Annotated in this window: 21 protein-coding genes and 2 tRNA genes; 17 read left to right on the top strand and 6 right to left on the bottom strand. The window is 51.6% G+C overall.

All coding sequences use genetic code 11. The annotated features are described in order from the left end of the window. Nucleotides 1–557 precede the first annotated feature (557 nt). From putA to DQM57_RS09670, 3 genes are all read right to left on the bottom strand, one after another. The gene (gene putA / locus DQM57_RS06750) at nt 558–4,163 is read right to left on the bottom strand and encodes a bifunctional proline dehydrogenase/L-glutamate gamma-semialdehyde dehydrogenase PutA (RefSeq protein WP_111727336.1); all 3,606 of its coding nucleotides are present in this window, start codon (nt 4,161–4,163) and stop codon (nt 558–560) included. 253 nt (nt 4,164–4,416) lie between these two features. Continuing rightward, nucleotides 4,417–5,943: a sodium/proline symporter PutP gene (putP, locus tag DQM57_RS06740; protein ID WP_107997089.1), complete on the bottom strand. Its 1,527-nt coding sequence runs from the start codon at nt 5,941–5,943 to the stop codon at nt 4,417–4,419. Between the two features lie 270 nt (nt 5,944–6,213). After that, nucleotides 6,214–6,372: a hypothetical protein gene (locus DQM57_RS09670; protein WP_159069843.1), complete on the bottom strand. Its 159-nt coding sequence runs from the start codon at nt 6,370–6,372 to the stop codon at nt 6,214–6,216. A gap of 54 nt (nt 6,373–6,426) precedes the next feature. Here DQM57_RS09670 and DQM57_RS06735 point away from each other — a divergent pair, with 54 nt between their 5' ends. The 5 genes from DQM57_RS06735 to DQM57_RS06715 all read left to right on the top strand — a co-directional run bounded on the left by DQM57_RS06735 (nt 6,427) and on the right by DQM57_RS06715 (nt 10,730). Further along, on the top strand, nt 6,427–6,747 hold the full coding sequence (locus tag DQM57_RS06735; RefSeq protein ID WP_002249992.1) for an accessory factor UbiK family protein: 321 nt from the start codon (nt 6,427–6,429) through the stop codon (nt 6,745–6,747). Between the two features lie 13 nt (nt 6,748–6,760). Then, nucleotides 6,761–8,257: a YifB family Mg chelatase-like AAA ATPase gene (locus DQM57_RS06730; RefSeq protein WP_111727335.1), complete on the top strand. Its 1,497-nt coding sequence runs from the start codon at nt 6,761–6,763 to the stop codon at nt 8,255–8,257. A gap of 103 nt (nt 8,258–8,360) precedes the next feature. Further along, nucleotides 8,361–9,227: a cell division protein FtsN gene (ftsN, locus tag DQM57_RS06725; RefSeq protein ID WP_188210523.1), complete on the top strand. Its 867-nt coding sequence runs from the start codon at nt 8,361–8,363 to the stop codon at nt 9,225–9,227. A gap of 2 nt (nt 9,228–9,229) precedes the next feature. Then, nucleotides 9,230–9,874 (top strand): thiol:disulfide interchange protein DsbA/DsbL, encoded by a 645-nt coding sequence (locus tag DQM57_RS06720; protein WP_107860173.1) that lies wholly within the window; start codon nt 9,230–9,232, stop codon nt 9,872–9,874. 34 nt (nt 9,875–9,908) lie between these two features. Further along, complete coding sequence (locus DQM57_RS06715; RefSeq protein ID WP_107860174.1) at nt 9,909–10,730, top strand: undecaprenyl-diphosphate phosphatase; 822 nt, start codon at nt 9,909–9,911, stop codon at nt 10,728–10,730. 196 nt (nt 10,731–10,926) lie between these two features. Here DQM57_RS06715 and DQM57_RS06710 read toward each other — a convergent pair. The 3 genes from DQM57_RS06710 to DQM57_RS06700 form a co-directional block, all read right to left on the bottom strand. Then, a tRNA-Ala gene (locus DQM57_RS06710) sits at nt 10,927–11,002 on the bottom strand. Nucleotides 11,003–11,008: 6 nt separating this feature from the next. Then, a tRNA-Met gene (locus DQM57_RS06705) sits at nt 11,009–11,085 on the bottom strand. Nucleotides 11,086–11,216: 131 nt separating this feature from the next. Then, on the bottom strand, nt 11,217–12,365 hold the full coding sequence (locus DQM57_RS06700) for a class I SAM-dependent methyltransferase (RefSeq protein ID WP_167395557.1): 1,149 nt from the start codon (nt 12,363–12,365) through the stop codon (nt 11,217–11,219). Between the two features lie 347 nt (nt 12,366–12,712). Here DQM57_RS06700 and mraZ point away from each other — a divergent pair, with 347 nt between their 5' ends. The 12 genes from mraZ (at nt 12,713) to murG (ending at nt 24,921) form a co-directional block, all read left to right on the top strand. Then, nucleotides 12,713–13,168, top strand: coding sequence for a division/cell wall cluster transcriptional repressor MraZ (gene mraZ, locus DQM57_RS06695; RefSeq protein WP_111727333.1), 456 nt, complete (start codon nt 12,713–12,715; stop codon nt 13,166–13,168). After that, the gene (gene rsmH / locus DQM57_RS06690) at nt 13,165–14,124 is read left to right on the top strand and encodes a 16S rRNA (cytosine(1402)-N(4))-methyltransferase RsmH (RefSeq protein ID WP_111727332.1); all 960 of its coding nucleotides are present in this window, start codon (nt 13,165–13,167) and stop codon (nt 14,122–14,124) included. Before mraZ ends, rsmH begins: the two co-directional genes overlap by 4 nt. A 22-nt stretch (nt 14,125–14,146) precedes the next feature. Next, the gene (gene ftsL / locus DQM57_RS06685) at nt 14,147–14,410 is read left to right on the top strand and encodes a cell division protein FtsL (RefSeq protein WP_003676740.1); all 264 of its coding nucleotides are present in this window, start codon (nt 14,147–14,149) and stop codon (nt 14,408–14,410) included. Between the two features lie 66 nt (nt 14,411–14,476). Then, nucleotides 14,477–16,225 (top strand): peptidoglycan D,D-transpeptidase PBP2, encoded by a 1,749-nt coding sequence (gene penA / locus DQM57_RS06680; RefSeq protein WP_111727331.1) that lies wholly within the window; start codon nt 14,477–14,479, stop codon nt 16,223–16,225. 24 nt (nt 16,226–16,249) lie between these two features. Then, nucleotides 16,250–17,728, top strand: a complete 1,479-nt coding sequence (locus DQM57_RS06675) for a UDP-N-acetylmuramoyl-L-alanyl-D-glutamate--2,6-diaminopimelate ligase (protein WP_111727330.1) — start codon at nt 16,250–16,252, stop codon at nt 17,726–17,728. Between the two features lie 64 nt (nt 17,729–17,792). Next, nucleotides 17,793–19,160: a UDP-N-acetylmuramoyl-tripeptide--D-alanyl-D-alanine ligase gene (locus tag DQM57_RS06670; RefSeq protein WP_107997098.1), complete on the top strand. Its 1,368-nt coding sequence runs from the start codon at nt 17,793–17,795 to the stop codon at nt 19,158–19,160. Nucleotides 19,161–19,162: 2 nt separating this feature from the next. Next, nucleotides 19,163–19,339, top strand: coding sequence for a hypothetical protein (locus DQM57_RS06665; RefSeq protein ID WP_107997099.1), 177 nt, complete (start codon nt 19,163–19,165; stop codon nt 19,337–19,339). A gap of 93 nt (nt 19,340–19,432) precedes the next feature. Beyond that, nucleotides 19,433–20,515 (top strand): phospho-N-acetylmuramoyl-pentapeptide-transferase, encoded by a 1,083-nt coding sequence (gene mraY, locus DQM57_RS06660; protein ID WP_002232826.1) that lies wholly within the window; start codon nt 19,433–19,435, stop codon nt 20,513–20,515. A 29-nt stretch (nt 20,516–20,544) separates the two neighbouring features. Continuing rightward, complete coding sequence (locus tag DQM57_RS06655; protein ID WP_111727329.1) at nt 20,545–21,033, top strand: group II truncated hemoglobin; 489 nt, start codon at nt 20,545–20,547, stop codon at nt 21,031–21,033. Nucleotides 21,034–21,064: 31 nt separating this feature from the next. After that, nucleotides 21,065–22,402 (top strand): UDP-N-acetylmuramoyl-L-alanine--D-glutamate ligase, encoded by a 1,338-nt coding sequence (gene murD, locus DQM57_RS06650; protein ID WP_111727328.1) that lies wholly within the window; start codon nt 21,065–21,067, stop codon nt 22,400–22,402. Nucleotides 22,403–22,545: 143 nt separating this feature from the next. Further along, entirely contained in the window at nt 22,546–23,850 is a 1,305-nt protein-coding gene (locus DQM57_RS06640) for an FtsW/RodA/SpoVE family cell cycle protein (RefSeq protein WP_107860185.1), read from the top strand. Between the two features lie 3 nt (nt 23,851–23,853). Next, nucleotides 23,854–24,921 carry an undecaprenyldiphospho-muramoylpentapeptide beta-N-acetylglucosaminyltransferase gene (gene murG, locus DQM57_RS06635; RefSeq protein WP_111727327.1) on the top strand — a complete coding sequence of 356 codons (1,068 nt, stop codon included), beginning with the start codon at nt 23,854–23,856 and terminating at the stop codon, nt 24,919–24,921. The last annotated feature ends 51 nt before the right edge of the window (nt 24,922–24,972 follow it).

The following is a 24,972-nucleotide window of genomic DNA, read 5'->3' as shown; positions in this document are numbered from 1 at the left end:
TTATTTTAAATGATTTGTTTGCTATTTAATGCGGCAGCCTTCATTCCCACGAGAGTGAGTATTCATCGAGAAAACAGAAACTTCTCCGCCGTCATGCCCGCGAAGGCAAAAATCCAGCACCGTAGGGTGGGCTTCAGCCCACCGTTTTTATAACCTCTTGCGTTCCCACCCATCCTGCCGTGTCCTTGGAAAATTCATCAGGTCGGAGGGAGTGAACAGCTGGATGCTTGTAATCGGTAAATAGGAACGCGCTCTTCTTATTTGTATTTTTTGAGTTGATGAAGATGGTGGGAGTGGGTGGATTGGTGGGCTGAAGCACATCCTACGCAACGGAACGTACTGGATTCTCGTCTGCGTGGGAATGACGGGATTTTGGGTTTCTATTTTGGTTTTCTGTTTTCGTGGGAATGATGGAATAAAAGAAGTTGAAATAATGAAGCAAAAGCGTGATGGTGCTGCGATTTGGGCTTGTGCAGGTGATAAACGTCAAGTTGTGTGAATGATGAAATAAAAATGCCGTCTGAAAGGTTTTCAGACGGCATTTCCGATTGGAAAAATCAGTCGGCAACAGCCATCAGGCTGGCGTTGCCGCCGGCGGCTGTGGTGTTGACGCTGCAAGAGATTTCTTCAAACACTTGCAGGATGTCCAAGCCTTGTTCGGAAGGAAGGATGCGGATGAGTGCGCCGTCGCGGTTTGCCAGCTCTTGCTTGCGGCTGCTGTTCAGCGGGCTTAGGGCGGCAACGTGGTTAACACCCGTATTTTCAGGCTTGCTGCTGACTTGCAGCAGGCCTTCGAGGTCGGCGGTGTAGGCGGCAAGCGGGCTGTCGGTTCCGACGACGGTTTGGATGCCTGCGGCGGCAAGTTCGGTCAGGGCGCAGAAGGCTTGCAGGAGGCTGCCGCCGTGTACCCAGACGCGTTTTGGCGCGCGCCAGCTCAGGGCGTTGCGTTCGCCGGTCGGGCCGACCAAGACGGACTCTGCTTGGCGCAGGGTGCGGATGCGGGCATGTCCCAATGCCGATGCCGCTGATTTTTTCTCTTCCGCATTAAACGGCAACTTGTGAATCAGGGCTTCGAGGCGTTTGAGTGCGGCTTCGTCCGCTTGTCCGATGCGGCTCAGCGGCGGGGCGACCCATTCGGGGATGCGGGTCAGTTTTTGCAGGTAGAAAGAGCCGCCCGCTTTCGGACCGGTACCCGACATGCCGTGTCCGCCGAACGGTTGTACGCCGACGACGGCGCCGACGATGTTGCGGTTGACGTAAACGTTACCCGCTTCGATGCGTTCGCGGATGCGTTTGACCGTGCCTTCGATGCGGCTGTGTACACCGCTGGTGAGCGCGTAGCCTTTGCTGTTGATTTGGTCGATGATTTGGTCAAGCTCGTCGGCTCGGTAGCGGACAACGTGCAACACCGGGCCGAAGACTTCGCGGGTGAGTTCGTTCAAGTTGTTGAGCTCGAACAAAATCGGCAGTACGAAGGTGGATTTCGCAGGGTCAACGTCGGAAGCGGCTTTGACTTCGTGGTAAGACTTGGCAATGCCTTTCATTTTGTTGATGTGCGATTGCAGGTTTTGCTGCGCTTCGGCATCGATGACGGGACCTACGTCGGTAGTGAGCTGAACGGGTTTGCCGACGACCAATTCGTCCATCGCGCCTTTGATGATGGCGAGCATCTTGTCGGCAACATCTTCTTGAACGCAAAGGATGCGAAGGGCGGAACAGCGTTGTCCTGCGCTGTCGAAGGCGGAGTTGAGCACGTCCAAGCAAACTTGTTCCGGCAGGGCGGTGGAATCGACAATCATGGCGTTTTGACCGCCGGTTTCGGCAATCAATACGGGGCTGTCGTCACGTTTGGCAAGGGCTTTGTTAATCAGTTGCGCCACTTCGGTCGAGCCGGTGAAAATCACGCCGCCGATGCGTGGATCGCCTGTCAGTGCCGCGCCGACATCGCCTGCGCCGAGTACAAGCTGCAAGGCGGAAGTCGGGATACCTGCTTCGTGCATCAGGGAAACGGCGTAACCGGCAATCAGGCTGGTTTGTTCGGCAGGTTTGGCGATAACGGTGTTGCCGGCTGCCAATGCGGAAACGACTTCGCCGGTAAAGATGGCGAGCGGGAAGTTCCACGGGCTGATGGCGACAATCGCGCCGACAGCTTTGGCGTCTTTAGGCAGGGTGTTTTCGGCTTCGCCTGCGTAGTAGCGGCAGAAATCGACGGCTTCGCGTACTTCGGCAACGGCGTTGTTCAAGGTTTTACCGGCTTCGCGGACGGCCAACATCATCAATGCAGGTGTGTGTTGTTCCAACAGGTCGGCAAAACGGCGCAGGCAGTTGGCGCGCTCGGCGGCAGGCGTTGCGCTCCATTCAGGGAATGCAGCAACGGCTGCGCCAATCGCTTCTTGGGCAAGCGCGGCATCGGCAAAGCTGACTGTGCCGACGATGTCGTCGTGGTCGGCAGGATTTTTAATCGGTTGCGCTTCGCCGACATCGCGGGCTTTGCCATTGACAATGGACGCGGCATGGAAGTCTTGCGCGGCGGCGCGGTTGAGTTTTTCTTGAAGCTGTTGCAACACGGTTTCGTTGCTGAAATCGACACCTTGGGAATTCAGACGGCCTTTTCCGTACAAATCGCGCGGCAGCGGCAGGGCGTTGTGCAGGTGGATGCCTTGTTCGGCGATGGTGTCGAACGGGCTCTTAATCAGGCGGTCGATGCTGATGTTTTCATCGACGATTTGGTTGACGAAAGAAGAGTTCGCACCGTTTTCCAACAGGCGGCGCACCAAGTAGGCAAGCAGGGTTTCGTGCGTACCGACCGGGGCGTACACGCGCACGCGGCGACCTAAGTTTTGCGGACCGACTACTTGGTCGTACAGGGTTTCGCCCATGCCATGCAGACATTGGTGTTCAAAGTCTTTGCCTTTGCCCATTTGGTAAATCGCGCCCAAGGTGTAGGCGTTGTGGGTGGCGAATTGCGGGAACACGGCATCTTGCGCGGAAAGCAGTTTGCGCGCGCAGGCGAGGTAGGAGATGTCGGTGTGGACTTTGCGGGTGTAGGTCGGATAGCCGTCCAGTCCGTCCACTTGCGCCCATTTGATTTCGCTGTCCCAGTATGCGCCTTTCACCAAACGGATCATCAGTTTTTGGTTGTTGCGGCGGGCAAGGTCGATCAGGTAGTCGATAACGAACGGACAACGTTTTTGGTAGGCTTGAACAACGAAACCGATACCTTTGTAGCCAGCCAAGTCAGGGTCTGAAACCAAAGCTTCCATCAAGTCCAAAGACAATTCGAGACGGTTGGCTTCTTCGGCGTCGATGTTGATACCGATATCGTATTTTTTACCCAAAAGGAACAATTCTTTCAGGCGAGGTAAGAGTTCGCTCATCACGCGTTCGTGTTGGGCGCGCGAGTAGCGAGGGTGGATGGCGGAGAGTTTGACGGAAATACCGTTGCCTTCGTAAACGCCTTGGCCTGCGGCATCTTTGCCGATGGCGTGAATGGCTTGAACGTAGTCGTTATAGTAGCGGTTGGCGTCTTCTTCGGTATAGGCGGCTTCGCCCAACATATCGAAGGAGAAACGGTAACCCATTTTTTCGCGCTCTTTACCGTTTTGCAGGGCTTCTTCAATGGTTTGTCCGGTGACGAACTGTTTGCCCAACAGGCGCATGGCGTAATTCACGCCTTGACGGATGAGGGGGGCGCCGCCTTTGCTGACCAGACGGCTGAGTGCGGAACCCATCTGCTTGTCGCTGGGTGCGGTCAGTTTGCCGGTAATCAGCAAACCCCATGCGGCGGCGTTGACGAAGAGGGAAGGGCTGTTGTTCAGATGGCTCTTCCAGTTGCCTTCGGAGATTTTATCGGCAATCAGACGGTCGCGGGTGGCGTTGTCGGGAATACGCAAAAGAGCTTCCGCCAGGCACATGAGTGCGATGCCTTCGTCGCTGGAGAGTGAAAATTCGTGCATCAGTGCATCGACGCCGCTGGCTTTGGTGCGGCTGGCACGGACTTGGGTAACCAGACGGCGGGCAAGCTCGGAGGCGGCTTGACGTTCTTCGTCGCTCATCTGGGCGCGCTGCAGCATATCTTGTACGGCTTCGATTTCATCGCGGCGGTAGGCATCGGTAACGGCTTGGCGCAGGGCGGTTTGTGCCGGAAATGCAAAATTAAACATTGTTTGGATTCTCCAGGTTTTTTCTCGGGGGATTCAGACGGCATCAGTATGGTCTGAAATACGGTAATATCGTAATAAATCCGCAGATGAAATACAAGGTCTCAAATGCCGGTAGATTTATTGTTTTCGTTTCTTTGAAAATGAAACGGATAAAACATAAATAAAGCCTGTATGCAGGCACGATTTATTTGTGTTTGACCCGGAAACGGGTTCAGACGGCACGAAGAAGGATGCCGTGCCGTCTGAAAGGGGTTTATTGAGCGGCGCGGTAGTCTGCGTCGGCTTTTTCAAAACGTTCTTGGATTTCTCGGGAAGGCTCTTTGCCGACAAGTGAAACCACAATGGCGACAATCAAGCAGGCGATAAAGCCGGGAACGATTTCATACATGGTCAGAAGGCCGGTTTCATGTGCTGCCAAAGCAGGTTTTTTAACCCATTCAGCCCATGCCACCACAGTCAGCGCGCCGGCAACCATACCTGACAATGCGCCGTAAGCGGTAATGCGTTTCCATAATACGGACAGAATCACAATCGGGCCGAACGCCGCACCGAAACCCGCCCATGCGTAGGAAACCAAGCCTAAAACTTTGCTTTCGGGGTTGGCGGCAATCAGGATGGAAATGACGGCAATGGCCAATACCATCAGACGGCCGACCCAGACCAGTTCTCTTTGTTGGGCGTTTTTACGCAGGAATCCTTTGTAGAAGTCTTCGGTAATCGCGCTGGAACAAACCAGAAGCTGGCAGGATAGTGTAGACATCACGGCGGCAAGAATCGCGCTCAGGATGATGCCTGCAATCCAAGGGTTGAACAGCAAAGTAGAAAGCGCGATGAAGATGCGTTCGTGGTTGCCTTTCATTGAAGCGACTTGGTCGGGATTGGCACCGAAATACGCAATGCCGAAATAACCGACCGCTACCGCGCCTGCCAAACACAATACCATCCAAGTCATACCGATGCGGCGTGCGGATACCAGCGATTTTGCGCTTTCGGCCGCCATAAAGCGCGCCAGGATGTGCGGTTGGCCGAAGTAGCCCAATCCCCATGCGGCAGTGGAAATAATGCCGATAACCGTCGTGCCTGCAAACAGGCTGCCGTATTCTTTACCCGTGTCTGCAGCAACGTGTTGGATGGCGGCAGACATCTGCTCTGCGCCACCCAACCCCAAATAGACCATGACGGGGGTCAGAATCAACGCGAAAATCATCAAAGATGCTTGCAATGTATCCGTCCAGCTTACCGCCAAGAAACCGCCCAAGAAGGTATAGACGATGGTGGCACCCGCACCCAGCCACATTGCTTGGGTGTAAGTCATGCCTTCAAACAGACTTTGGAACAGGGTTGCGCCGGCCACAATGCCGGAAGCACAGTAAATTGTGAAGAAAAACAAGATAATCAGTGCGGAAACCACTTTCATCAAGTGTCCGCCTGCGCCGAAGCGGTGGAAGAAATAATCCGGCAGAGTCAGCGCATTGTTGGCATATTCAGTATGCACGCGCAGACGGCCTGCCACCAAAAGCCAGTTTAAATATGCGCCGATCACCAAGCCGATGGCAATCCAAGCTTCATTTAAACCGCTCAAATAAATCGCGCCGGGCAGACCCATCAAAAGCCAGCCCGACATGTCGGAGGCACCGGCGGACATAGCGGTAACAAACGGGCCCAAGCTGCGCCCCCCCAAAATGTAATCGTCGAAATTGCGCGTAGAAAAATAGGCGGCAAGTCCGATCAGAAGGACTGCGATCAGATAGATTGCAAAAGTAATGTACATGGGATTCATGTGCTATTCCTCGTCTAAAACTTCAAAATTACAGGCTTTGAAATTGCAAGCAACTTATGCCTGAAATGTTTTTCTAATAAAAGTACAACGGAAAATCCGGGAAATCTGTAAAGATATTCGGATAAATTATTTTCAATCACAATAAGATATGTAATGAAACTATATGAAATTGTAAATAATTTGACTCAGCATAACCCAAATTTTTTTGTTTGCAAAGCATTTATGGTTCAAAAAAGATGAGAAAAATCCATCTATCGACATTAAATATTTTTAAAACAGTATGTTATTTTGTAGTGTCTTGTAGTCAAAAGGGTGCTGAATATGAAATCCGTTTTCTGCCGGCAGGTGTCTTGAAGTGTAATTTAGTAACCGTGAAGGAAGTGAGGCAGATTTACCGCGGATAACCTGCTGCCCGTTTTCAGACGGCATTTTTCCTTATACAATAGCCGTTTGAATTTAATATGTTCAGGAAGGATACAGATTATGTTCGGCAAACAGCTTTTTGAAGAAGTCGGCTCGAAGATTAGCGAAACCATCGCCAACAGCCCTGCCAAAGATGTGGAAAAAAATATTAAAGCTATGTTGGGCAGTGCGTTCAACCGTATGGATTTGGTCACACGCGAAGAATTCGACATCCAGCAGCAGGTTTTGATTAAAACCCGTACCAAACTGGCAGCTTTGGAAGAGCGACTGGCGAAACTCGAAGCCGCTCAAGAGCCTGAAGAAGCTGCTTTGAAAGCCGCCGAAGCTGCTGCGGAAGAAGCTGTCGCAGAAATCAAACAACAAACCGAAGCTGTTGAATAAGGCCGTCTGAAACATGTCGCTTGCCTTGGTTTACAGCCGCGCCTTGAGCGGCATGAATGCGCCGTTGGTCGAAGTGGAAGCCCATCTTGCCAACGGCCTGCCTCATTTCAATATCGTCGGATTGCCCGATACCGAAGTCAAAGAAAGCCGCGACCGCGTGCGCGCCGCCATCATCCAAAGCGGTTTCGACTTTCCCGCCAAAAAAATCACCGTCAACCTCGCTCCCGCCGACCTGCCTAAAGAATCGGGACGTTTCGACCTGCCGATTGCGCTGGGCATCCTCGCCGCATCCGGACAAATCGCACCTGAAAAGCTCGCGCAATACGAGTTTGCCGGCGAGTTGGCGCTTTCCGGTATGTTGCGCCCCGTGCGCGGCGCGTTGGCGATGGCGTGGCAGGGCATGCAGGCCGGACGTTCTTTTGTCTTGCCGCAGGAAAACGCAGAACAAGCCGCCGTGATGCGCGGCATTACCGTTTACGGCGCGCGCTCTTTGGGCGAAGTCGCCGCCCATTTGAACGGTATCGAACCTTTGGCGCAAACCGAATGCCAAGTTCCTCAGATGCCGTCTGAAAACACCAAACTGCTCGACCTTGTCGATGTCAAGGGTCAACACACTGCCCGCCTTGCTTTGGAAATCGCCGCCGCAGGAGGACACAGCCTTTTGATGATGGGTCCGCCGGGAACGGGCAAATCCATGCTTTCCCAACGGCTGCCCGGTATTCTGCCGCCTTTGACCGAAGACGAATTGGTCGAAGTATGGGCGTTGCGTTCGCTCCTGCCCAATTACCAGCAACAACTTGACAGCCACCGTCCTTTCCGCAGCCCGCACCACAGTGCCAGTTCGGCAGCCATGGTCGGCGGCGGTTCCGATCCGCGTCCGGGCGAAATTTCATTGGCGCATCACGGCGTTTTGTTTTTGGACGAGCTGCCCGAGTTTGACCGCAAAGTTTTGGAAGTTTTGCGCGAACCTTTGGAAAACGGTGAAATCCACATTTCCCGCGCGGCGCGTCAAGCCGTCTATCCAGCCAAATTCCAGCTTGTCGCCGCCATGAACCCTTGTCCTTGCGGTTATCTCGGGCATCCCGTCAAACCCTGCCGCTGCACGCCCGAAAGTGTCGCGCGTTACCGCAGCAAGATTTCCGGTCCGCTGCTTGACCGCATCGATTTGACCATCGAAGTCCCCAGCCTGTCCGCCGCCGAATTGATGCAGCAGGAAGCAGGGGAAAGCAGCGCCGTCGTGTTGGCGCGCGTGATCGCTGCCCGCGACAAACAATACGTGCGACAAGGCAAAGTGAATGCCGCCTTGAGCGTCAGTGAACTCGACACGTCCGCACGCATCCAAAAAGAAGCGCAGGAAGCCTTGGGCGGTCTGTTGGAAAAACTCTCCCTCTCCGCCCGCAGTTTCCACCGCATCATGCGCGTGGCGCGTACGTTGGCGGATTTGGCAGGCGACGAAGAAGTCGGCAGAAGCCATGTTATGAAAGCCGTAGGCTTCCGTCGTGCTTTATGAAAGGGTATCGGGTCAGATTTTGCTCAAATATGGCAATATTGTTAGAATATCTGTCCGTACGTAAACGGTGTTAATGCCGTCTGAAATACATTAAGGTATGTTTATGAACAAATTTTCTCAATCCGGAAAAGGTCTGTCCGGTTTCTTCTTCGGTCTGATACTGGCAACAGTCATTATCGCCGGTATTTTGTTTTATTTAAATCAAACGGGTCAAAATGCGTTTAAGAATCCGTTTTTGTCGAAACAACCGGCAGAAACAGAAATCCTGAAGCCGAAAAACCAGCCTGAAGAGGACTTGCAGCCAGATCCGACCGATCATAATGTGTTGACCGAACCGGATGGCGCTAAAACAATGGAATCAACAGATGGGGAAAAAACCATCGATAAACAGGCTGTTGCCGATAAAGTCACTGAGGTTGCTGAACAAACAGACGAGCCGGAACAGGAAGAGCCGAAAGAGCGGAATATACGCAAGAAAGCAGGGCAGTCGGAAGAGCATGTGAGAGAGGTTAGGGAAGAGGTATCGAAGAAAGATGCGGGAACGCCAAAAAAACAAGCGGTAAAACCTTCTGAAAAAGTAGAGAAAAAAGCGGTAAAAGAAGAGAAAAAGGCAGGGAAAGGCAAAACCGAACCCAAGCCGACACCGGAGCAAATCCTTAACAGCGGAAGTATTGAGAAAGCACGCAGCGAAGCTGCAAGAGAAGTGCAAAAATTGAAAACTTCCGTTAAGGAGGAGGCAACGAATTACCTGCAAATGGGAGCGTATGCTAATCGTCAGGGCGCAGAAGAGCAGCGTGCCAAGTTAGCTATATTGGGTATTTCTTCCAAAGTGGTCGGTTACCAGGCGGGAAGTAAAATGCTCTACCGGGTACAAAGTAATAATATGTCTGCCGATGCGGTGAAAAAAATGCAGGCCGAGTTGAAAAAACATGGGGTCGCCAGCCTAATCCGTTCGATTGAGGGCAAATAACCATGAGAATTAAACACCTTTTGCCGTTGCTGTTGTCGGTAGTCTTGTCTGCGCAGGCATCTGCCCTGACGGAGGGGGAAGATTATACTGTTCTGAATAAGCCCATTCCTCAGGAAAAATCTGACAAAATCGAAATTTTAGAATTTTTCGGCTATTTTTGCGTACATTGCCATCATTTCGATCCTTTGTTATTGAAATTGGGCAAGGCATTGCCGTCTGATACTTATCTGCGGACGGAGCATGTAGTTTGGCAACCTGAAATGCTCGGATTGGCCAGAATGGCAGCAGCCGTCAATTTGTCAGGTTTGAAATATCAGGCAAACCCTGCTGTGTTTAAAGCAGTTTACGAACAGAAGGTTCATTTGGAAGACAGGGCGGCCGCCGGAAAATGGGCTTTGTCTCAAAAAGGCTTTGACGGTAAAAAACTGATGCGCGTCTATGATTCTCCCGAGGCCGCTGCCGCCGCATTAAAAATGCAGAAACTGACGGAACAATATGGTATTGACAGCACGCCAACCGTTATTGTCGGTGGAAAATACCGCGTAATCTTCAATAATGGCTTTGATGGTGGAATCCATACCATTAAAGAATTGGTTGACAAAGTCAGGATAGAACGCAAACCGTCAAACCGTTCTACGCAAAAATAACCTTATCCCTCATACACCTGAAAGAAACCAAGCAATGGATTTTATGATTGTCCTGAAAGCCCTGATGATGGGTTTGGTAGAAGGTTTTACCGAATTCCTGCCTATTTCCAGTACCGGTCATCTGATTGTGTTTGGTAACTTGGTCGGTTTTCACAGCAACCATAAGGTTTTTGAAATTGCTATCCAACTTGGTGCAGTTTTGGCCGTGGTGTTTGAATACCGTCAGCGTTTTGCCGGTGTGTTGCATGGTTTGGGTAAAGACAAAAAAGCCAACCGATTCGTCCTCAATCTTGCCGTCGCTTTTATGCCGGCTGCCGTGATGGGGTTATTGTTCAGCAAACAAATCAAAGAGTATCTGTTTAATCCCTTGAGTGTTGCAGTCATGCTGGTTCTGGGCGGTTTTTTTATTTTGTGGGTAGAAAAACGTCAAAGCTATACGGTGCCTAAAAAAATTGATGTTGATGCACTCCGCCCGGTTGATGCGTTGATGATCGGTATTGCTCAAGTGTTTGCCTTGATTCCGGGAACGTCCCGTTCAGGCAGTACGATTATGGGCGGAATGCTTTGGGGCATCGAACGGAAAACAGCGACAGAATTCTCGTTTTTCTTGGCTGTGCCGATGATGGTTGCCGCAACAGCTTATGATATTCTGAAACATTACCAATTTTTCACGTTACATGATATCGGTTTGATTTTGATTGGCTTTGTTGCTGCCTTTGTTTCAGGCTTGGTGGCGGTAAAAGCGTTGCTGAGGTTTGTTTCTAAGAAAAATTATATTCCTTTTGCCTATTACCGTATTGTTTTTGGTATTGCCATCATTATATTGTGGCTGTCAGGCTGGATAAGTTGGGAATAAAGTCATGTATCCGGTTTGAGAATATATTTTCGGCTCGGATTTGTGTCTGATGGCAGAAAGATGATGTTATATTGGTCAATATTCTGATTTGTTTCAGAGTTTGAAAGAAAATACTTTCTATTGAAGCCTATTTGTTGGTTTATCTAGAATTGAAAATAAAAAAGCACATACCTTTTATGGTGTGTGCTTTTTTATTTGGTGGAGGTAAGCGGGATCGAACCGCTGACCTCTTGCATGCCATGCAAGCGCTCTACCAACTGAGCTATACCCCCGAAATATGGTGGCGAATCAGGGATTCGAACCCCGGACACAAGGATTATGATTCCTCTGCTCTAACCGACTGAGCTAATTCGCCGTTTCGTGAAGTCGCTATTATATGTTTTTTTGTTTTTTTGACAAGCCGTATTTTCTAATTTTAAATTAGTGCCCTGTTTTTAAATATTAAAAATTTTATGCCGTCTGAAAATGGTTAAGACAGCATGAGGATTAGAGTTTGTGGCAGATGTCGCCGAAACAAAATCCTGTCCAATCAATATTGATATTTTTACCGAATGCGATGACTTTAAACAACTCTCCCATTTCATGTTGGTCGATTAGTTTTTGAACAGCGGCAGCTTCACGGATATAGGCCGCCGAATCCGGTTGACCTGTCTGCGCCAACAGCTCGGTAATGCCCAGGTTCAATAAGAAATGGGATTGGGGAAGGTAACCTATCAAATCTAATCCGGCATCCGTCCCTGCTTGTGCAATGTCGGTAAAGTTGACATGTGCGGTCAGGTCGGCCAATCCGATAAAGTCAAAAGGATTGTGGATAACGTGATGTCGGTAGTGTCCGATCAGAGTACCTTGATTGCGTTGAGGATGGTAATACTGCGCTGCATCAAAACCGTAGTCGATGAATATCATGCAGCCGTGTTCGAGTCTTGAGGCAAGGGTGCGGATGAAGGCATATTGTTGCGGATGTAGTTCGCTGGTGTAGGGGGGACTTATTTTTGGGAAGTAGAGGGAAGCCAAGGCAGATAGCTGCAAGTCGTGCAGCGGTCGTGCCGAATAGGTAAAACGGTCATTCTCCAGGCAAACGCCGACATGCTCGAATGAGCCTCCTTCATCTTTACGGATGATTTCGACAGGCATGGCATCGAGTACTTCGTTACCGATAATGATGCCGTCAAATGTTTCCGGAAGTGCAGATAAGTGGACAATTTTTTGGGCGGCTTGAGGTGCGAGGGTCTGAATCAGGTCTTTCTGGCGAGCAGCCAGTTCCGGCGATATTTCAATAATGTAGTAACGGTTAATGCTGTTTGAAAGGTTGTTTAACAAATCGGCGGCGAGTTGACCGGTCCCTGCACCGAATTCATAGATATTGCCTGCGGTTTGGGGTAGGAGTTCTTGAAGTTGGCGCGCCAGTGTTCGGGCAAACAGGGGGGTAAGGGTCGGGGCGGTAATAAAATCCCCGTCGTTACCGATTTTATGGCTGCCTCCGGTGTAATAGCCGTATTGCGGGGCATATAAAACCAGTTCCATAAAACGTGAAAATGGAATCCAATTTCCATACTTTTTGATTTCTTCGGCAAGGAGGGTTTGAAGGTTGGCTGAGGATTGTTGCGCGGCGGGGGAGGGCATGGGGAGGGTCATGATAAGTGTTATCTTGTGTAAATTTATTGAATTTCCGTACATAGTACACGTTGGTACGGTTACTGTCATGGTTTTATTTTAATACTATATGTTGTAGTTAATTTATTAAATTACTATTATATAGTAATTTATTTTTTGGGTACTCTATGCTGCATACAACTTCTTGTTATCTGTGTTTTTTATCTTATTGTTTTTAAAGGAGCTTGAAATTTCAGATATGTTAATGAAGTTTTCTGTCTTGATTTGACCGAGTGTTTAAAATTTCTTATAGTGTCGATTAGTGGGAGAATGTGGGTCAAAGTGTCTTCTTTGCCCTTATTTAATTTTAACTTCAACTTGGGACATTTATGTTCGGCGGCGCACATGAATTGAGTATCGACAGTAAAGGGCGGTTGGCGGTTCCTGCCAAATTCCGCGATATTCTGTCGCGCCTCTATACGTCTGCCGTGGTAGTAACGCTTGAGTCGAAGCATAAGCTGTTGATGTATCCTGTTGCAGAGTGGGAAAAGGTCGCGGCGCAACTTTTGAACTTAAAAGTGGCGGATAACCCTGTTTTACGACGGTTTCAAAATCTTCTGCTGCATAACGCGGAAATTTTGGAATGGGATAGTGCCGGTCGGGTATTGGTTCCTGCCGGGCTGAGAAAGAGGGTGGTTTTTGACCGTGAAGTTGTTCTGGTCGGGCGGGCCAACCGTTTGGAGCTTTGGGGTCGTGAGCAGTGGGAGGCCGAAATGGTTCAGGCTTTGGACGACGATCCTGGCGAGCTTGCCTTCCAGTTGAGTCAGACGGATTTGCAATTGTGAGTGAAACAGAAAGTTACCGGCATATTACGGTTTTGCTGCATGAGGCTGTAGATGCGCTTGCCGTGCGCGAGGATGGTGTTTATGTGGACGGTACGTTCGGCAGGGGAGGACATTCCCGGCTGATTTTGTCCCGTCTGGGTGATGCAGGCCGGTTGATTGTATTTGATAAGGATCCCCAGGCGATTGCCGTAGCAGAAGAATTGGCGCGTTCGGATAAGCGGGTCAGTGTCGTGCATGGAGGCTTTGCTTCTTTTCAGACGGCATTGGATGATTTGGGCATCGGCGATGTGGATGGCGCATTATTTGATTTGGGTGTTTCGTCCCCGCAAATCGATGATGCGGTTCGCGGTTTCAGTTTCCGTTTCGACGTTCCCCTAGATATGCGCATGGATACGACGCGCGGGATGTCGGCGGCCGAGTGGATTGCGTCGGCATCGGAGCAGGATTTGCACGAGGTGATTAAGAATTATGGTGAAGAGCGGTTTAGCCGTCAGATTGCGCGAGCCATTGTTGCACAACGGACAGAAAATCCCATTGATACAACCGGCAAGTTGGCGAAGATTGCGGCGGAAAACGTCCGTACTCGTGAGCGGGGACAAGATCCTGCAACACGTACCTTCCAGGCGGTCCGCATCTTTATTAACCGTGAGCTCGAAGAGGTAGAGGCGGTATTGCCGCAGGTGATGTGCCGTCTTAAAGAGGGGGGGCGCTTGGCAGTTATCGCGTTCCATTCTTTGGAAGATCGGATTGTGAAACAGTTTGTCAGGAAATATTCCCAACACGCACCCTTGCCGCGTTGGGCTGCAGTAAGGGAAGCTGATTTGCCAGAGCCACCCCTGAAGGCTGTAGGTAAGGCCGTTAAGCCCTGCGAGGAAGAGACGGTTGCCAATCCGAGGGCGAGAAGTGCGGTTTTGCGTGTGGCGGAACGGACTGCCGGCCCGATACCGGGACGATAACAGAGAAAACATCTGAATAACAATGAATAAATTGAATTTTCTTCTTCTGATTGCGGTTTGTATTTCGGCTTTTTCCGTAGTGATTCAGCAAAACCAGTACAGGCTTAACTTTACAGCTTTGTATAAGGCGAAAAAGCAGGAAATCGCTTTGGAGCAGAACTATGCGCAACTAAGGCTGCAACAGGCGCGGTTGGCGAATCATGAAGCGATTAGGTCGGCGGCAGAAAAACAAAATCTCCGTCCGCCGGTTTCAGGTAATACCTTTATGGTGGAACATCAAAAATAGAAGTAACCTGTCTGCCGGAATCAGGTTCCGGCAGTAGGGCGGTAACATAAAATAACGAGAAGTAACATGTTGATTAAGAGCGAATATAAGCCCCGGATGCTTTCTAAGGAAGAGCAGGTTAAAAAACCGTTGACCAGTGACGGGCGGATTAGTTTCGTCTTGCTGGCGATGGCGGTTTTGTTTGCCGGTTTGATAGTTCGTGGCTTGTATCTTCAAACAGTAACGTATAACTTCTTAAAAGATCAGGGTGATAACCAGATTGTACGGACTCAGGTGTTGCCGGCTACACGCGGTACGATTGAGGACAGGAACGGTGCGGTTTTGGCATTGAGTGCACCTACAGAATCTCTGTATGCCGTTCCCAAAGATATGGAGGAGATGCCGACTGCGGCGCAATTGGAACATCTTTCCAAGCTTATCGATGTTCCGGTCGATGTTTTAAGGAGCAAACTTGATCAGAAAAACAAATCGTTTATTTGGATCAAGCGTCAGCTCGACCACAAGCTTGCCGAAGAGGTGGAAGCCTTAGGTTTGAAACATTTTGCATTTCAAAAGGAATTAAAACGCCATTACCCGATGGGCAACCTTTTTGCACATGTCATCGGATTTACCGATATTGACGGCAAAGGTCAGGAAGGTTTGGAACTTTCGCTTGAAGACAGTTTGCATGCTGAAGAAGGTGCGGAAGTCGTATTGAGGGATCGGGAAGGCAATATTGTGGACAGTTTGGATTCTCCGCGTAATAAAGCTCCGCAAAACGGCAAAGACATTATTCTTTCTCTGGATCAGAGGATTCAGACTTTGGCTTATGAAGAGTTGAATAAGGCGGTCGAATACCATCAGGCAAAAGCCGGAACAGTGGTAGTGTTGGATGCCCGTACTGGGGAAATCCTTGCCTTGGTCAATACGCCTGCCTATGAGCCCAACAAACCCGGTCAGGCAGACAGCGAACAGAGGCGTAACCGTGCCGTTACCGACATGATCGAGCCTGGTTCGGCGATAAAGCCGTTTGTCATTGCGAAAGCACTGGATGCGGATAAAACCAATTTGAACGAGAGGTTGAATACGCAGCCTTATAAAATTGGTCCAGCTCAGGTGCGCGATACCCATGTTTATCCTTCTTTGGATGTGCGCGGTATCATGCAGAAATCTTCCAATGTCGGTACAAGCAAACTGTCTGCACGATTCAGTTCGAAAGAAATGTATGATTTGTATCATGAGTTGGGTATCGGTGTGCGTATGCATTCCGGTTTTCCGGGAGAAAGTGCGGGCGCGTTGCGCAATTGGCAAAAATGGCGGCCTATCGAACAGGCAACCATGTCTTTCGGTTATGGTCTGCAGTTGAGCCTGCTGCAATTGGCACGGGCTTATACCGTGTTGACACATGACGGTGTTTTGTTGCCGGTCAGCTTTGAGAAGCAGGCGGTTGCGCCGCAAGGCAAACGTATATTTAAAGCATCGACCGCACGTCAGGTGCGTGAGTTGATGGTTTCTGTAACCGAACCAGGTGGTACAGGTACTGCCGGGGCGGTAGATGGTTTCGACGTCGGCGCAAAAACCGGTACGGCGCGTAAGTTTATCAAGGGACGTTACGTTGATAACAAACACGTTGCCACTTTCATTGGTTTTGCCCCGGCTAAAAATCCGCGTGTGATTGTAGCGGTAACCATTGACGAACCGACTGTAAATGGTTACTACGGCGGCGTAGTGGCAGGTCCGGTCTTCAAACAAGTCATGGGCGGCAGCCTGAATATCTTGGGCGTTTCCCCGACCAAGCCTCTGATCAATGTTGCAGCCGTCAAAACACCGTCTTAATCCGAGTATCAACGAGATTATTTTATGTTCAGCAAGTTAACCCCTTTAGCTGAAACCAACATTCCGCCTCTGCTGTGTGCAAACGCAGCAGGGCGTTTGTTGCATTCAGACAGCCGTCAAATTAAACAAGGTGATATTTTCGTTGCCTGTCAGGGCGAATATACGGACGGCCGCAGTTATATCCCCGCAGCCATTGCCAACGGCGCGGCTTTTGTTTTTTGGGACGACGACGGCAAATTCGCGTGGAATCCCGAATGGAAAGTCCCCAATCAAGGCATCAAAGATTTGAAACACCGTGCCGGCATGTTGGCGGCGCAAGTTTATGGCAATGTTTCAGACGACCTCAAAGTCTGGGGCGTAACCGGCACCAACGGCAAAACCTCCATCACACAATGGCTGGCGCAAGCCACCGATTTGTTGGGAGAAAAAACCGCCATTATCGGCACGGTCGGCAACGGCTTTTGGGGCGCATTGGAAGAAACCACGCACACCACCCCCGCTCCCGTCGATGTCCAAACCCTGCTCTACCGTTTCCGTCAACAAGGCGCAACAGCCGCCGCGATGGAAGTCTCCAGCCACGGTCTTGACCAGTCGCGCGTCAACGGCGTGCCATTCCGCAGCGCAATCTTCACCAACCTCACCCGAGACCACCTCGACTACCACGGCACGATGGAAGCCTATGGTGCCATCAAGTCGCGCCTGTTTTACTGGCACGGCTTGAAACACGCCATTATCAACGTGGATGACGAATACGGCGCAGAACTCATAGGTCGTCTGAAAAAAGACTGCCCCGATTTGGCCGTTTACGGCTACGGCTTCAGCGAACACGCAGACATCCGCATTGTTCATTTCACAGCCTCTTCAGACGGCATGGAGGCCGTATTTCAAACGCCGAGGGGCGAAGGCCGCTGTCGCACGCGCCTGCTCGGACGCTTCAACGCGCAAAACCTCGCTGCCTGCATCGCCTTGCTTTGTGCTAACGGTTATCCGCTTGATAAAGTATTGGATGTGCTGGCAAAAATCCGTCCCGCCTCAGGCCGCATGGACTGCATCATGAACAGCGGCAAGCCCTTGGTCGTTGTCGATTACGCCCACACGCCCGACGCATTAGAAAAAGCACTCTCCACTTTGCAGGAAATCAAACCACAGGGCGCGGCTTTGTGGTGCGTATTCGGCTGTGGCGGCAACCGCGATCGCGGTAAACGCCCGCTGATGGGTACAGCAGCCGTACAGGGCGCGGATAAAGTCGTCGTCACCAGCGACAACCCGCGTTTGGAAAATCCGCAAGACATCATCAACGATATCCTGCCCGCCGTGCCCGCGCCCGAATGCGTCGAAGCTGACCGCGCCGCCGCCATCCGTTATGCAGTCGAACGCGCCGCCGAAAACGACATCATTCTGATTGCCGGTAAAGGGCATGAAAACTATCAGGATGTACAAGGCGTGAAGCACCATTTCTCTGATTTTGAAATCGCAGAAAAAGCATTGGCAGAGCTGGGATAGGCCATATCAAAAATACTCAGGCGGTCTTAATTAAAACCATCTGAAAAAACAAATGGAAGAAATCATGAAACCACTAGATTTAAATTTCATCTGCCAAGCCCTCAACCTTCCGATGCCGTCTGAAAATAAATCCGTGTCGCGCATCGTAACCGACAGCCGCGACATCCGCGCGGGCGATGTGTTTTTCGCATTGGCGGGCGAGCGGTTTGATGCTCATGATTTTGTTGAAGACGTATTGGCGGCGGGTGCGGCGGCGGTTGTGGTTTCGCGCGAAGACTGCGTTGCAATGGATGGCGCGTTGAAAGTTGATGACACACTTGCCGCATTGCAAACGCTGGCAAAGGCGTGGCGTGAGAATGTGAATCCGTTTGTGTTCGGCATTACCGGCTCGGGCGGCAAGACGACGGTGAAGGAGATGCTGGCTGCGGTATTGCGCCGCCGTTTCGGCGATGATGCCGTGTTGGCGACTGAGGGTAATTTCAACAACCATATCGGGCTGCCGCTGACTTTATTGAAATTAAACGAAAAACACCGCTATGCCGTGATTGAAATGGGCATGAACCATTTCGGCGAACTGGCGGTTTTAACGCAAATCGCCAAACCTGATGCCGCATTGGTCAACAACGCCATGCGCGCCCATGTCGGCTGCGGTTTCGACGGAGTGGGCGATATTGCCAAAGCGAAAAGCGAGATTTACCAAGGCTTATGTTCAGACGGCATTGCACTGATTCCTCAAGAAGATGCCAATATGGCTGTCTTCAAAACGGCAACGCTTAATTTGAATACGCGCACTTTCGGCATCGATAGCGGCGATGTTCACGCGGAAAACATCGTGCTGAAACCTTTGTCGTGCGAATTTGATTTGGTGTGCGGAAACGAACGCGCCGCCGTGGTACTGCCCGTTCCCGGTCGCCACAATGTCCACAACGCCGCCGCTGCCGCCGCGCTGGCTTTGGCGGCAGGTTTGAGTTTGAACGATGTGGCGGAAGGTTTGCAAGGCTTCAGCAACATCAAAGGCCGTCTGAACGTCAAAGCCGGCATCAAGGGCGCGACCCTGATTGACGATACGTACAACGCGAACCCCGACAGCATGAGGGCAGCAATTGACGTGTTGGCGCGTATGCCTGCGCCGCGTATTTTCGTGATGGGCGATATGGGCGAACTGGGTGAGGACGAAGCCGCCGCCATGCACGCCGAAGTCGGCGCGTATGCTCGCGACCAAGGCATCGAAGCGGCTTATTTTGTCGGCGACAATAGCGTCGAAGCGGCGGAAACGTTTGGCGCGGACGGTTTGTGGTTCGCCGCCAAAGACCCGTTGATTCAAGTGTTGAGCCACGATTTGCCCGAACGCGCCACCGTATTGGTGAAAGGTTCGCGTTTTATGCAGATGGAAGAAGTGGCCGAGGCACTGACGGATAAAGAGGCCGTCTGAAAATGAAAAGCCGACATTTTTTTAAAGCCTTATTGCTGATTGCCGCGCTGGTCGGCGCGTTTTATGCCGGAATGCGGACGCAGGCGTATCTTTATGAAGATTTATGTTTAGACTTGGGCGGCGGCAAAAATCCGGGGAGTTACCCGATTTGCGTGATTGAGAAAGTCCCTGCCCGATAATCGCCACACGCCGTCTGAAACCTTGCCGGACGGCAAGCAAACCTCAAACGGGCGCAAGCCCATGTAACGACAAAAACAAAAAAAGGAAGCCCCATGTTTTTATGGCTCGCACATTTCAGCAACTGGTTAACCGGTTTGAATATTTTTCAATACACCACATTCCGCGCCGTCATGGCAGCGTTGACCGCCTTGGCGTTTTCCCTGATGTTCGGCCCGTGGACGATACGCAGGCTGACCGCGCTCAAATGCGGGCAGGCAGTGCGTACCGACGGCCCGCAAACCCACCTCGTCAAAAACGGCACGCCGACGATGGGCGGTTCGCTGATTCTGACCGCTATTACCGTGTCCACCCTGTTGTGGGGTAACTGGGCGAACCCGTATATCTGGATTCTCTTGGGCGTACTGCTTGCCACCGGTGCGCTCGGTTTTTACGACGACTGGCGCAAAGTCGTTTATAAAGACCCCAACGGAGTGTCCGCCAAATTCAAAATGGTGTGGCAGTCAAGCGTTGCCATTATCGCCGGTTTGGCATTGTTTTACCTTGCCGCTAATTCCGCCAACAATATTTTGATTGTCCCGTTCTTTAAACAAATCGCCCTACCGCTGGGCGTTGTCGGCTTTTTAGTGTTGTCTTACCTGACCATCGTCGGCACATCCAACGCCGTCAACCTTACCGACGGCTTGGACGGCCTTGCCGCCTTCCCCGTCGTCCTCGTTGCCGCCGGGCTTGCCATTTTCGCCTACGTCAGCGGACACTACCAATTTTCCCAATACCTCCAGCTTCCCTATGTCGCCGGTGCGAACGAAGTCGCTATATTCTGCACCGCCATGTGCGGCGCGTGCCTCGGATTTTTGTGGTTCAACGCCTATCCCGCGCAAGTCTTTATGGGCGATGTCGGCGCGCTGGCATTGGGTGCCGCGCTCGGTACCGTTGCCGTCATCGTCCGTCAAGAATTTGTTTTAGTGATTATGGGCGGTCTGTTCGTCGTAGAAGCCGTGTCCGTTATGCTTCAGGTCGGCTGGTATAAGAAAACCAAAAAACGCATTTTCCTGATGGCACCCATCCACCACCACTACGAACAAAAAGGCTGGAAAGAAACCCAAGTCGTCGTCCGCTTTTGGATTATCACCATCGTCTTGGTGTTAATCGGCTTGAGTACCCTCAAAATCCGCTAATATTTTCAGACGGCCTGAAGGAGAAAACAATGTACCAAGCCTTTGGCGGCGCAGACGGCATCCGCACCCTGACTGACCGTTTCTACGATTTGATGGAGCTGGAGCCGCAATACCAAGCCTTGCGTCAAATGCATGGTGAAGACATGACCCTGATACGCGAAAAGCTCTACGAATTTTTTAGCGGCTGGCTCGGTGGCCCACAACTCTTTGTCGAAAAATACGGTCATCCCCAACTGCGCTTCCGCCATATGCCTTTTGCCGTCAATATACAAGTCCGCAACGAATGGATTGCCTGCTTTGCCCAAGCCATGAGCGAACTGGACATCGACAAAGCACTTGCCGAACCTGTTTTGATCCAAGTTTTTGCCATGGCAGATTGGTGCCGTAACCAAAACGAAGACGGTATCGAACCACCTATGCCGCCGATGGCGGTTGATCCTTGGGTACGTGCACCGGAATTGCAGCAGATTTTGGGTAGCTACGGTGTAAATAGCTTTTTTAAGGAATTCGCTAGTTAAGGCCGTCTGAAAAACTTAGGACAAAACCAAAATGACGCTTGAAAACAAAAAAATCCTCGTCGCCGGACTCGGCGGTACGGGTATTTCCATGATTGCCTATCTGCGCAAAAACGGCGCGGAGGTTGCCGCTTATGATGCGGAGCTGAAAGCCGAGCGCGTGTCGCAAATCGGCAAGATGTTTGACGGGCTGGTGTTTTACACAGGCCGTCTGAAAGATGCGTTGGACAACGGTTTCGATATTCTGGCGCTCAGTCCCGGCATCAGCGAGCGGCAGCCGGATATCGAGGCCTTCAAGCAAAACGGCGGACGTGTGTTGGGCGACATCGAATTGCTGGCGGACATTGTGAATCGCCGCGGCGACAAGGTGATTGCGATTACCGGCAGCAACGGCAAAACCACGGTAACGAGCCTAGTCGGCTATCTCTGCATTAAGTGCGGGCTGGATACCGTTATCGCGGGCAATATCGGTACGCCGGTTTTGGAGGCGGAATTGCAGCGTGAAGGTAAAAAGGCGGACGTGTGGGTGTTGGAGCTTTCCAGCTTCCAACTGGAAAATACCGAAAGCCTGTGCCCGACTGCGGCAACGGTGCTGAACATCTCCGAAGACCATCTCGACCGCTACGACGACTTGCTCGACTACGCGCATACCAAGGATAAGATTTTCCGTGGCAATGGCGTGCAGGTTTTGAATGCGGACGATGCATTCTGCCGCGCGATGAAGCGCGCCGGGCGCGAGGTAAAATGGTTTTCGTTGGAACACCAAGCCGATTTTTGGTTGGAACGCGAGACAGACCGCCTGAAACAAGGCGATGAAGATTTGATTGCCACACAAGACATTCCGTTACAAGGCTTGCACAACGCCGCCAACGTTATGGCTGCTGTTGCCTTGTGCGAAGCTGTCGGTTTGCAGCGCGAAGCATTGCTCGAACACGTTAAAACCTTCCAAGGCCTGCCGCACCGCGTGGAAAAAATCGGCGAGAAAAACGGCGTGGTGTTCATCGATGACAGTAAAGGTACGAACGTCGGCGCAACTGCCGCCGCGATTGCCGGTTTGCAAAATCCGCTCTTCGTGATTTTGGGCGGCATGAGCAAAGGGCAGGACTTCACGCCCCTGCGCGACGCGCTTGCCGGCAAGGCAAAAGGTGTGTTCTTGATTGGTGTCGATGCTCCGCAAATCCGCCGCGATTTGGACGGCTGCGGTCTGAATATGACCGACTGCGCCACTTTGGAAGAAGCCGTTCAGACGGCATATGCCCAAGCCGAAGCGGGCGATATCGTGTTGCTCAGCCCAGCCTGCGCGAGCTTTGATATGTTTAAAGGCTACGCGCACCGTTCGGAAGTGTTTATCGAAGCATTTAAGGCTTTGTGATGCCGTCTGAAATGCAAATGCCGTCATTGTTGGGCGGGAAGTAAAGATTTAGAATATTGATTGGGGATGTATCGCATGTTCGGACGGCATTATCTGCCGTCTGAAATTTTTGCCCTTCGCGGCAGATGCAAACAGAATGACAGGTGGTTTTTTTGAAGATTTCGGACATATTGGTAAAGGTGGGGAGCGGTATCCACACCGTGCTGCTCGACAGGCAGATTGTGCGCGACGGCAGGAAATTCGACACGCCGCTTTTGTGGATGTTGGTGTTGATGACGGTATTCAGCCTGCTGATGATTTATTCGGCTTCGGTGGATTCGGCGGTACGCGAAGGCGGCAGCCAATTCAGCTATGTCGGCAAACAGGCGGCATTTGTCGCTTTCTTTGCCTGCATATGCAGTTTACTTAGTCTTTTTAAGATGAAAACGTGGCGTCGGCTTGTGCCCTGGATATTCGCCGGTTCGCTTATGTCGTTGGTCGCCGTGCTGCTTGTCGGCAATGAAGTCAATGGTGCGAAACGTTGGATTCCCTTGGTGATAGTCAATTTCCAACCGACCGAGTTATTCAAGTTGGCGGTCATCTTGTATCTGGCCAGCCTGTTTACCCGCCGCGAAGAAGTGTTGCGCAGTATGGAACACCTCGGCTGGAGGTCGATTTGGCGGGGGACGGCCAATCTGGCGATGTCCTTCACCAATCCTCAGGCGCGCCGCGAAACCAAAGAAATGTATAACCGCTTCCGGTCGATTATCCTGCCTATCATGCTGGTAGCGTTCGGTTTGACGCTGGTGATGTTCCAGCCGGATTTCGGTTCGTTTGTCGTGATTACCGTCATTACTGTCGGATTGCTGTTCCTTGCGGGTTTGCCATGGAAATATTTTTTCATTCTGGTGGGCAGTGTTTTGACCGGGATGGCGCTGATGATTGCCGCCGCCCCTTACCGTATGCAACGGGTGCTGACCTTTCTCGACCCTTGGCAGGACAAACAGAACACAGGCTATCAGCTTACCCAGTCGCTGATGGCGATCGGGCGCGGCGACTGGTTCGGTATGGGTTTGGGGGCAAGTTTGAGCAAACGCGGGTTTCTGCCGGAGGCGCATACCGATTTTATTTTCGCCATTATTGCCGAAGAATTCGGTTTCTTCGGTATGTGTGTGCTGGTGTTCTGTTACGGTTGGCTGGTCATACGCGCGTTTTCCATCGGCAAACAGGCGCGTGATTTGGGGTTGACCTTCAATGCCTATATCGCTTCGGGTATAGGTATTTGGATCGGTATCCAAAGTTTCTTCAATATCGGCGTGAATATCGGCGCGTTGCCGACCAAAGGTCTGACGCTGCCGCTGATTTCTTACGGCGGTTCGGCAGTGGCGGTAATGTTTGTCAGTATTATGCTGCTGTTGCGCATCGATTATGAAAACCGCCGGAAAATGCGCGGTTACCAAGAGGAGTAAATCATGGGCGGTAAAACCTTCATGCTGATGGCGGGCGGTACCGGCGGTCATATTTTCCCTGCGCTGGCGGTGGCGGATTCGTTGCGCGCGCGCGGCCATCATGTGATTTGGCTGGGCAGTAAGGATTCGATGGAAGAGCGTATCGTGCCGCAATACGATATTCCGCTTGAAACGCTGGCGATTAAAGGCGTTCGCGGCAACGGCATCAAACGCAAGCTGATGTTGCCGTTTACTTTGTATCAAACCGTCCGCGAAGCGCAGCGGATTATCCGCAAACACCGTGTCGAGTGCGTCATCGGGTTCGGTGGCTTCGTTACCTTCCCCGGCGGTTTGGCGGCGAAGCTATTGGGCGTGCCGATTGTGATTCACGAACAAAACGCCGTGGCCGGTTTGTCCAACCGCCACCTGTCGCGCTGGGCAAAACGGGTGTTGTACGCTTTCCCGAAAGCGTTCAGCCATGAAGGCGGTTTGGTCGGCAATCCCGTCCGCGCCGATATTGCCAACCTGCCCGTGCCTGCCGAACGCTTCCAAGGGCGTGAAGGCCGTTTGAAAATTTTGGTGGTCGGCGGCAGTTTGGGTGCGGATGTGTTGAACAAAACCGTACCTCAGGCATTGGCTTTGCTGCCCGACAATGCGCGTCCGCAGATGTATCACCAGTCAGGCCGGGGTAAGCTGGGCAGCTTGCAGGCGGATTACGACGTGCTGGGCGTGCAAGCGGAATGCGTGGAATTTATTACCGACATGGTGTCCGCCTACCGTGATGCCGATTTGGTGATTTGCCGTGCCGGCGCGCTGACGATTGCCGAGTTGACTGCGGCAGGGTTGGGCGCGTTGTTAGTGCCGTATCCTCACGCCGTTGATGACCATCAAACCGCCAACGCGCGTTTTATGGTGCAGGCGGAGGCGGGATTGCTGTTGCCGCAAAGTCAGTTGACAGCGGAAAGACTCGCCGAGATTCTCGGCGGCTTAAACCGCGAGAAATGCCTCAAATGGGCAGAAAACGCCCGTACGTTGGCGCTGCCGCACAGTGCGGACGACGTGGCGGAAGCCGCTATCGAGTGTACGGCATGATGACATGATGCGATAAACGAAACAGATGCCGTCTGAAAACAACGAAACCGG

Source organism: Neisseria cinerea (assembly GCF_900475315.1).
In the GTDB taxonomy this organism is placed as follows: domain Bacteria; phylum Pseudomonadota; class Gammaproteobacteria; order Burkholderiales; family Neisseriaceae; genus Neisseria; species Neisseria cinerea.
The sequence above is the reverse complement of the archived record's forward strand: the minus strand, read 5'-3'. Positions and strand labels throughout refer to the sequence as shown.